Raw genomic sequence first — 611 nt, forward strand, 5'->3', positions numbered from 1 at the left:
CTCGGTTTCCCTTCGGCTCCCTTATTCAGTTAACCTCGCTACAAAATATAAGTCGCTGACCCATTATACAAAAGGTACGCAGTCACAAGATTTCTCTTGCTCCCACTGCTTGTACGTACACGGTTTCAGGTTCTATTTCACTCCCCTCACTGGGGTTCTTTTCGCCTTTCCTTCACAGTACTGGTTCACTATCGGTCAATCAGGAGTATTTAGCCTTGGAGGATGGTCCCCCCATCTTCAAACAGGATTTCTCGTGTCCCGCCCTACTTGTCGTTAGCTTAGTACCATAATAATGTTTTCGGATACGGGATTATCACCCTCTACGATTGAGCTTCCCAGCTCATTCTCCTAACAAAACCATTATCACTAACAGGCTCTTCCGCTTTCGCTCGCCGCTACTTACAGAATCTCGGTTGATTTCTTTTCCTCGGGGTACTTAGATGTTTCAGTTCTCCCGGTTTGCCTTATTAAGCTATGTATTCACTTAATAATAGTAGATTCTTCATCTACTGGGTTTCCCCATTCGGATATCTTGGATTAAACGCTTCTTATCAACTCATCCAAGCTTTTCGCAGATTAGCACGTCCTTCTTCGCCTCTGATTGCCAAGGC

At 44.8% G+C, this 611-nt stretch carries 1 rRNA gene; it reads right to left on the bottom strand.

Going from position 1 to position 611, the window contains the following annotated elements:
• Positions 1-611 (bottom strand): 23S ribosomal RNA (locus FE782_RS33520); the annotation flags it as partial.

The organism is Paenibacillus antri, from assembly GCF_005765165.1.
In the GTDB taxonomy this organism is placed as follows: Bacteria; Bacillota; Bacilli; order Paenibacillales; family YIM-B00363; genus Paenibacillus_AE; species Paenibacillus_AE antri.